Here is an 8,028-nt window from a genome sequence, read left to right as displayed (position 1 = left end):
GGGCACAAACGGCACTCGGGGGGAACCCACCCGCCATGCAGAGCATGATGGCGCAGTCGATGTCATAGGCCTGCGCCTTCTCCGGGGCTCCGAACACTGCCATCACCCCCATCGCCGCCGCCATCACTTGTCGTCTCATGTCACTCTCCCGCAAAAGTTGCGCGGACTATCGCGCAATATGTATTTATCTGCAATATGTCGTATTGACTCTATATGACTTTATGGCCTTAGTGTCGTGAAGTAGAAGGGCTCTCATGGGGAGAGTCCGAACATGCCGATAGCGCGCAACCAGATCCTGATCACCATCGATGGTGTGAAAGACCTTCAAGAAGAAGGCATCGCGTTCCGCTGCCGGTATGAACTCGTGGGGTTCACCGACGATGGCAAGCCGCGCTACCAGTGCATCTACCTGCGCGAGGGTGAGCCGGAAGCCATTCTGGTCTCGACCCGGATCACCCCACACGGTCCCGAGCCGCGGTATTTCAACATATGGCCGGGGCTCTTCAAACATCATTTCGAGTTCGGTGACGGGCGCGATCTGCGCTTTGGTCCTGATTACAGCATCACCCTCGAGGAGCGCGGCTGACGTCATCGCCTTCGGCCGTGACGGCACGGCCCGGACATCCGGCTGGATCTTTCATGGCGAACCACCTGCCTGGGCGAGGCTGGGTGATAGTGCTGAGGCGGAAGTCGTTCTGGCCTCGTTGGACGCCACGCCGCCTTCCGGTCGCGACGGCATCCTCTCCCTGATCGACGCCACGGCAGATCGCCACAAGGGAAACCGCGCCCTGCGGCAGGTCGACCTCGATGCGGACGACTGGCAGATCCTCTTCCGCGCCCTGGTCGAGGCCGAAAGCAGCTACAATCCGACCGCCGTCAGCCCCAAGGGCGCCTATGGTTTGGGCCAGCTGATGCCCGACACGGCGCGCGCACTCGGGGTCGACCCGCGCGATCCCTCCCAGAACCTCGATGGCGCGGCGCGCTACCTGCTCGCCCAGCTCGCCACGTTCAAGGACATCGACCTGGCGCTGGCAGCCTACAATGCCGGGCCACACCGTGTGGTCGAGTATTCCGGCATCCCCCCCTTCACCGAGACCCGCGACTACATCGCGCGCATCCACCGGATCCGGTCCCGGCTGGCAGGCCCTCCCGCTTCCGCGCCGGACATCCGTGTCGCAAACCAGGTTCCGGCCCGCGCGCCCGTCCTTATCGAACTTCAGTAAAACAAGGGAACTTCGCATGCTCAGACATTGCCTCAGCCGCCTCTTGCCCATCGCCACAACCTTGGCGGCTCTCGCAACGCCCGCTCTCGCGCAGGACTTGTCACCGATCCAGACCATGCTGGAAACCGTCGAGGCCGCGCTGACCGGTCCCATCGGGATCGCGGTTGCCACGCTCGCGGTCATCGGCACCGGATTCATGTGCATGATGGGGCGGCTCAACTGGGGCTGGTTCGCCTCGGTCATCATCGGGATCGTGCTGATCTTCTCGGCCGGTACCATCGTCGACGGCTTCTCCTGAGATCCGAGTAGAGCAGTGGCAGAACGATCCCCCCTTTTTCTGGGCCTCGCCCGTCCGCCCAAGTATCTGGGTCTCCCTGTCGGATACCTCGTGGTGCTGACGACCGGGGTCGTTCTGCCGTTCATCTGGACGAAGTCGATGGTCTTCTTCCTGATTGGTCTCGTCGCCTATCCGATCCTCTGGTTTGTCGCCGACCGCGAGCCGCATTTCTTCGAGGTCCTGCGCGTCTCCTATGGATCAGTGCGTCCGACGAAGAACAGGGCCCTGCATGGAGGCGACAGCTTTGGCGCTTGATGCGGGCACACTTTCCACTTTTGGGGCCGCCCTGCATCAAGCAGGCGGGGGGGAGTTCACGCGGGAGAGTTATCTCGCCGAGCACCTGCCGTATTTCGCGCTCGCGGCTGACGACGTCATGGTACTGCGCGAGGGCGACCTTATGGCGACCCTCCGCCTCGACGGGCTCAACCCGATGACCACGGAAGATGCCCGGCTCGACGCGCTCAAGCGTGCAGTCGCTGCCATCGTCGCCCAGACCGGCAACGCCTTCGGCTTCTACATTCACCGCATCTCCGTGCCGCAGGATCTCGGAATGCGCCCCCTCGAGGGGGACAGCTTCGCCGCCGCGATCGATGCGCGCTGGCAGGCCCATGTCAAAGACCTGCGCCCGGCCAAGCGCCAACTCTATCTCAGCGTCATCCGGCGGCCCGATATCTCGGCCCGCATTCCCCTCCTGCGTGCGCTGGCCCGCAAGGCCTGGGTCAAGGACCGCGCGACACGCCTGCAGGAGTTGAACGAGGTCATGGGCTTCTTCGAGGTAGCGCTTGCCTCGGCCAACCCCGTCAGGCTCACGAAGTCGGGCGGTGAATGGCTGGGCTACCTCAATACGCTGAACGCCGGCAGCTTCTCCCCCATCGCCTTCGGGCAGAGCGCCCTACCCCTCTCGCACACCCTGAGCAACTGTCGCGCGACCTTCGACGGCGATGTCGTCACCCTGACCGACGCCGTGACCGGCCAGGTCAAATACGGCGCACTCTTTTCGATGAAAACCTATCCGGCGCTCACGGACGTCACGCTGCTCGACGCGCTCGACCTGCCTCTCGACATCGTGCTGACCAACTCCTTCAGCCCGATCCCGAACAACATCATGGCCGAGCGCATCCAGCGCATCATCCGCCAGATGCACGCCTCCGACGATGCCGCCGTCTCTCTGCGCGAACAACTGGGCCAGGCCGCCGACGATCAGGAGGCGGGACGGATCGCCTTTGGCGATCATCACCTGTCGATCGCCGTCTATGCGCCCGACCGCGATACGCTTGAGCGCGCTGCAGCCCAGATCAAGCGCGTGGGCCAGGAAATCATGTCGGTGATCGTGCGCGAGAACATGGCGCTGAAAGCCACCTACTTCGCACAATCCCCCGGCAACTTTGGCTATCGCGCTCGCAAAACTCCGATCTCCTCGATCAACTTCGCGGATTTCGCCGCCCTGCATGGCAGCGTCGAGGGGCGCGGCCCCAACCAATCGCCCTGGGGCCAGACCATCTCGGTCCTGCCAACCGTCGGCACCTCGGGCTATCGGTTCAATTTTCACGAGGCGGGCAACCCGGGCAAGGAACCGACCGTCGGCCATACGCTCGTGCTGGGGCGCACCGGCACCGGCAAGACGCTCACCACCGCCTTCCTCGCAGCCCAAGCGCAGCGGGTCGGCGCGCGGCTTTTCTTCTTCGACAAGGATCGCGGCCTCGAGATGGCGGTCCGCGCGCTTGGCGGGCGCTACAACGAGATCCGCGCTGGCGTGCCGACGGGCCTGAACCCGCTGATGACCGAGATCGACGAACGGGGCCGCGCCTGGCTCTCGGACTGGCTGGCGACCCTTCTTTCCCGGGGCGGAACCCTCACGGGCGAACAATCCCGCCATATCCAGAGCGCGGTCGCGCAAAATGCCTATGCCGAGGGCTCGCTCCGGCGCTTCGCGAGTTTCGAGACGCTGTTTCAATCGCTCGACGACGATGGCGAGCTACAGTCCCGCGTCGCCGAATGGGCCCCGGGCGGCCGCTATGGCTGGGTCTTCGACGAGCCGGAACATGGTGCCGGGCTCGAACTGGCCTCCGACATCATCGGCTTCGACATGACCGAGATTCTCGACATGACCACCGAGCGGATGGCGGTGCTCTCCTACATCTTCCGCCAGATCGAACGTGTGGTCGAGGATCGCCGCCCCACCATCATCGTCCTCGACGAGGCCTGGAAGCTGCTTGACGATCCCTACTTCGGCGCGCGGCTGGAAAACTGGCTGGTGACGCTGCGCAAGATGAACTGCGTCGTGATCATGATGACGCAGTATCCGAGCCAGCTGCGCGATAGCCGCGTCGGCAAGACCATCGTCGAGACGGTCCCGACCCAGATCCTCTTCCCGAACGACCGTGCCACGATCTCCGATTACGACTTTCTGCGCGTGAACGCCAAGGAGGCTGCCCTCCTCGTGCAGCCCACAATCGGCCAGCGCATCGCGCTCGTGCGCTCGGCGGGCGACAGCGTCTTTGTCGATGCCGATCTCTCCGCCCTCGGCACCCTCCTCCCCATCCTTGGCGGCGGCGCCACCGGCGAGGCCCGTGTGCCCGCCGATTGGCGCGCCAATCCTGATTTCTGGAGACATGTTATATGAGTTCGAAACCCCTCCTCGCGCTTTGTGCCGCCGCAGGCCTTCTCTCAGCTTGCGAAAAATACACCGAACAAACCTCGCCCTGCTTCGGTCGAAACGGCGAGCCGCAGGTCACGCGCTCGACCCTCTCATTCTCGACCATGGGCGCACCAGTACAGCAGGCGCCCAAGCCCGACTGCAGCTTCGAGCCCCTGCCCCGTCCGGAATGAGCCGCGCCGCGATCATATCCGCCGGACTCTGTCTCGGCCTCGGCGCCCTGCCCGCGCATGCCCAGGGCGTGCCAACGCAGGACAATTCCGCGATCGGTCGCGCCATTGCCCGGGTGACGGCGCTGGCCGAGGATCTGGGCGTCCAGCAGGACAAGGATCGGACCGAGTCCACGCTGGCCGAAGTCCAGGCCGACCAGCTGCGCGTCCTCGAAGAGATGACGGCGGCCATCACCGGCCCCGGCTTCGATATCCGCGCGCTCGAAGGCAATGCGGACTTTGGCGTGGCGGCGGTCTATCCCAATACCGACCCTAGCCCGATGAACAGCCGCCTCTTCGGCGAGGGCCGCGAAACAGTCGAGATGATGATCGTCGAGGTCGCGGGGGAATTCGCAGGCGCCCCCGGTGTGGCCCGCGCGGGTCTCTCGGCCACCCAATGGCGCTGCCTTTTCCAGGCCCTGATCAAGCAGGAAAGCCGCTTCAACGTCGCCGCCGAAAGTCCGGTCGGGGCTTATGGGTTGACCCAGCTCATGCCCGGCACCGCCTCCGATCTTGGCGTCGACCGCTATAATGTCAAAGACAACCTGCGCGGCGGCGCGCGCTACATCACCACCCAGCTCAATCGCTTCGGCAACATCCCCCATGCGCTCGCGGCCTATAACGCGGGTCCGGGACGCGTGATCGAATATGGTGGCGTGCCGCCCTTTGCCGAGACCCAAGGCTATGTGCGCAACATCTCCAAGTTTTACAACGAATACCTTGCCGTGGTCGGCGGCGCCGATGCGCTCGGCACGCTCTCGCCCTCGGACTTTGCGCTGGCCGAGTATGCCAGCATCTCCGAGGCCGGCGTCTATTACGCCGCCGACAGTTCCGCCACCACAGAGCAGGTCATCAATCGCCTGCGCGCGATCATCCTGCAGATCGACGCGCAACCCAATGCCAAGGCGGCCTGGGAGCTCAACACCTACGCCAAGGCCGAGATCGGTCGCATCCTCAACCTCCGCGTCCGGCTGATGGCGGCAAACCAGCAGCGCGAGGCGGCCTATGCGCAGCACCTCGTCGCTGACCGGCTGGCCGAGCGCGACTTCATGCAAATGGGAGTTCCCGAATGAGACAGCTTCTCCTGACCGTGGCTGCGGTCACCACACTCGGGTTTTCTTCGCCCGCAACGGCCCAGGGTGTGCCGACCTTTGACGGCTCAGCGCTTGGCCAGCTCGTAGCCCAACTCGAGCACATGGCCGAGGATCTGAATGTCCAGATGCAACAGCTCGCCACCATGCGGCTGGAGTTGGAAACCCAGCTATCGCAGCTGACAAACCTCGAGGCGCAACTGACCTCGCTCATCGAGGGCAGCGGTCTGGGTGAACTCTTCGCGACGGTCGAGGAATTCCGTGCGCTCCGCGGCAAACTGGTCGCCCCCCTCAACACCGCGCAGTCGCTGGCGAGTGGCGATTTCCTGAGTGGCTTCAATCCGGGCGCGGAACTCTCGGCCTCGGTCGAGCGGGTGCTGACGGGCAGCGGCTTTACGTCGGAACGACTGGGAACACTCTCGGGCTCCGACCAGCCCGCCGACAATCGCATCGCCGCCTCTGCCGGGGCCAGTGCCATGCTCTCGGTTGCCGCGCAGGAAAGCCACGAAGAGGCCGGGCAAAGCCTCGAGCGGCTCGAGACCATGGTCGGGTTGATCGATGATCAGGACGGGCTGAAGGCCGCCGTCGATCTCAACACGCGCGTCACCGCCGAGCTCGGGATCATCCTGACCCAGATCTGGCGGCTCGAAGCCGCCCAGGGCGTCAGTGCGGGCCAGCTCGGCGTCGTCGATGCCGCAACCCTCGCGGATGAACGCAAGTTCCGCTCGATGGCGGTGGATCCATGAAAATGTCCATGATCCACAGCTTGGCTTCAGTTCGGGCACTTGGTCTCGCAGCACTTGTAGTGAGTGCCCTGCCCTGTGCCGCGCTGGCCCAGACCCCGAGCACGAACCCTTCCGGCGACACGCCCTTCAACGCGATGGCTATCGCGCGGGACGAGGCCGACGCCTGCCGTGCCCCGAAGGCCTCTGCCGATCTGGCCGAGACTGCCTATCTGCGCAATGGCTACCGCGCGATCCTGCGCATCCTGATTGCCGAGGAGGCGCTTGCCTCGGAAACCTGTACCTGCCTGCTGGATCAGTTCACCTGGGATCAGGCGCTTGACGCCCTGCCCCGGTTCCAGACCTCGGACAACCCGCGCCTGCCCTTCAAGGTGCTCGATCTCTACGCGCAGGCCGACGCGCTCGAGGCGCAAGTTGTGGAGGCCTGTGCGGAATAGATGGGCGTCATTCGGGACATCCTGAGCCAGATCGATGCGGCGGTGGATACCGTGGCGCAGGACGGGTTCGTCTCCTCGGCGGGCGCGGTCGGCGACGTGATCTCCGCCGGGGCCGCGCTCCTCGTCGTGCTCCTCGGGATCAACGTGGTGATGCAACTCCGCCCCCTGCCCTTCGGCACCGGCTTTGCCTTCGGGATGAAAGTCGCGCTCGTGGGCATATTCGCACAGAGCTGGGACAATTTCAGCGTCATCTATAACATCGTCACGCAGGTCCCCGACTCAGTTGGCGCCTCGATCCTGGCGCTCACCGGCTCGGGCGACGAGGCCGGGGTCTATGAGAGCCTAGACAACATGGTCGCCCGCATCACCGCCTATGGCGACACGATCGGAGACCGCGCGGGCTGGGTTTTCGGGGCGGTCCTGGGTGCCATTTTCTTTGTCCTTTCCGCCGTTTTTGCCGCCGTCACTGCCGGCATCATCGCCTTCGCCCGCATCGTCTTCGCGCTGATGATCGTGATCGCCCCCTTCATGATCGTGACCTCGCTTTTCAAACCAACCCAGTCCCTCTTCGAGGCCTGGACCCGCGCCACCATCGGCTATGCCCTCATGCCGGTCGCCGCAGCCGGGGCTGCGGGCATCATCGTCGCCATCGCCGAGGCCATCGGCGACGCCTCCGCCGATCCCGGCGATGTCGAGACCGTCAGCCTCATCCTGCCCTTCCTCGTGATCCTCATTCTCAGCGCCGGGATCATGGCTTCCGTTCCCTATATCGCGTCCAATCTCACCGGCGTGGTGGGCATTGCCTCGAATGCCGTGGGTCTGACCGGCCTCGCGCGTCAGGGTTTCGTGAACACGCGGGAGTATGGCACGGGCGCAACCTCGCGCCTCGTCACCGGCAAGTCCCCGCATGAGCTGAACCAGATGGCCAATGCGGGCGTGGTGAAGACCGGTGAGGTGATCCGGCAAAGCCCCGGCGCGCTCCTCTCCGCCGCCAAGGCCTTCCGCAAACCCTGATGTGAAAGACGACTGACGTGAAGACAACCACAACCCCTTCCGCGAGCCATGATCGCGACGCTTTCGAGGCGGATTTCATCTACGGGCCAAGGCGGCGCGAGCGCTTCGCCTGGTTCGTCGCGGCGGCCGGCGTGCTGGTTGGTGTTGCCGGCATGGTCGCGGGCGCAAGCCTCTTTCCGCTCAAGACGACCGAGACCTTCGTGGTCGTGGTCGACAAGGAGACCGGCGAGATGGACCGGGTCGCCGCTGTTCAGGCACTCACACTCTCGGAAAGTGACGCCATCATCCAGGCCAATCTCGTGGCCTATGTTGATGACC

At 64.6% G+C, this 8,028-nt stretch carries 10 protein-coding genes; all 10 read left to right on the top strand.

Features of this window, described 5'->3' with window-relative positions; genetic code table 11:
- Positions 1-271 precede the first annotated feature (271 nt).
- Positions 272-586, top strand: a complete 315-nt coding sequence (locus A3764_RS09105) for a hypothetical protein (RefSeq protein ID WP_009804206.1) — start codon at positions 272-274, stop codon at positions 584-586.
- A complete protein-coding gene (locus A3764_RS09100; RefSeq protein WP_236628152.1) occupies positions 546-1,223 on the top strand; it encodes a lytic transglycosylase domain-containing protein in 678 nt (225 codons plus the stop codon). Before A3764_RS09105 ends, A3764_RS09100 begins: the two co-directional genes overlap by 41 nt.
- Positions 1,224-1,239: 16 nt before the next feature.
- Positions 1,240-1,521, top strand: a complete 282-nt coding sequence (locus A3764_RS09095) for a TrbC/VirB2 family protein (protein WP_040609066.1) — start codon at positions 1,240-1,242, stop codon at positions 1,519-1,521.
- Between the two features lie 15 nt (positions 1,522-1,536).
- Entirely contained in the window at positions 1,537-1,815 is a 279-nt protein-coding gene (locus A3764_RS09090) for a type IV secretion system protein VirB3 (RefSeq protein WP_040609064.1), read from the top strand.
- The gene (locus A3764_RS09085; protein WP_172839585.1) at positions 1,790-4,183 is read left to right on the top strand and encodes a type IV secretion system protein B4; all 2,394 of its coding nucleotides are present in this window, start codon (positions 1,790-1,792) and stop codon (positions 4,181-4,183) included. The genes A3764_RS09090 and A3764_RS09085 overlap by 26 nt, the downstream gene beginning before the upstream one ends.
- Positions 4,184-4,385: 202 nt before the next feature.
- A complete protein-coding gene (locus tag A3764_RS09080; RefSeq protein WP_067264358.1) occupies positions 4,386-5,498 on the top strand; it encodes a transglycosylase SLT domain-containing protein in 1,113 nt (370 codons plus the stop codon).
- Positions 5,495-6,262, top strand: a complete 768-nt coding sequence (locus tag A3764_RS09075; RefSeq protein ID WP_067264357.1) for a type IV secretion system protein — start codon at positions 5,495-5,497, stop codon at positions 6,260-6,262. Before A3764_RS09080 ends, A3764_RS09075 begins: the two co-directional genes overlap by 4 nt.
- Positions 6,263-6,321: 59 nt before the next feature.
- On the top strand, positions 6,322-6,696 hold the full coding sequence (locus tag A3764_RS09070) for a hypothetical protein (protein ID WP_009804199.1): 375 nt from the start codon (positions 6,322-6,324) through the stop codon (positions 6,694-6,696).
- Complete coding sequence (locus A3764_RS09065; RefSeq protein ID WP_009804198.1) at positions 6,697-7,710, top strand: type IV secretion system protein; 1,014 nt, start codon at positions 6,697-6,699, stop codon at positions 7,708-7,710. It abuts the gene before it with no gap.
- Positions 7,711-7,727: 17 nt separating this feature from the next.
- On the top strand, positions 7,728-8,028 hold a 301-nt coding region (locus A3764_RS09060; protein WP_236628151.1), incomplete at its 3' end, for a VirB8/TrbF family protein.

Origin of the sequence: Sulfitobacter sp. HI0129 (assembly GCF_001635395.1) — a bacterium.
GTDB lineage: Bacteria > Pseudomonadota > Alphaproteobacteria > Rhodobacterales > Rhodobacteraceae > Sulfitobacter.
This window is presented reverse-complemented; position numbering and strand designations above follow the sequence as displayed.

Excerpts from the sequence above, each read along its gene's own strand:
- A3764_RS09105 (WP_009804206.1), top strand. The coding sequence starts at position 272 with ATGCCGATAGCGCGCAACCAGATCCTGATCACCATCGATGGTGTGAAA.
- A3764_RS09095 (WP_040609066.1), top strand. The coding sequence starts at position 1,240 with ATGCTCAGACATTGCCTCAGCCGCCTCTTGCCCATCGCCACAACCTTG.
- A3764_RS09085 (WP_172839585.1), top strand. The coding sequence starts at position 1,790 with ATGGAGGCGACAGCTTTGGCGCTTGATGCGGGCACACTTTCCACTTTT.
- A3764_RS09080 (WP_067264358.1), top strand. The coding sequence starts at position 4,386 with ATGAGCCGCGCCGCGATCATATCCGCCGGACTCTGTCTCGGCCTCGGC.
- A3764_RS09075 (WP_067264357.1), top strand. The coding sequence starts at position 5,495 with ATGAGACAGCTTCTCCTGACCGTGGCTGCGGTCACCACACTCGGGTTT.
- A3764_RS09065 (WP_009804198.1), top strand. The coding sequence starts at position 6,697 with ATGGGCGTCATTCGGGACATCCTGAGCCAGATCGATGCGGCGGTGGAT.